Here is a 285-nt window from a genome sequence, read left to right on the forward strand (position 1 = left end):
GATTTCCACCACCTTCTCCACCAGCAAAGGGATTTCCACCACCTTCTCCACCAGCGAAAGGATTTTCACCACCTTCTCCACCAGCGAAAGGATTTCCACCACCTTCTCCACCAGCGAAAGGATTTTCACCTTCTCCACCAGCGAAAGGATTTTCACCTTCTCCACCAGCGAAAGGATTCTCACCACTATCTACAACAGGATTTTCAGTTTCGCTTTCTTGTGTAGGATTAAAATTTTCTACAACAGGATTTTCAGTTTCGCTTTCTTCTGTAGGAGTGAAATTTT

Annotated in this window: 1 pseudogene; it reads right to left on the reverse strand. The window is 44.6% G+C overall.

Annotated elements, in window-relative coordinates:
- Nucleotides 1-285: pseudogene (locus ACM03V_RS34490) on the reverse strand (hypothetical protein); the annotation flags it as partial.

It is taken from the genome of Calothrix sp. CCY 0018, assembly GCF_963920925.1.
GTDB lineage: Bacteria > Cyanobacteriota > Cyanobacteriia > Cyanobacteriales > Nostocaceae > Rivularia.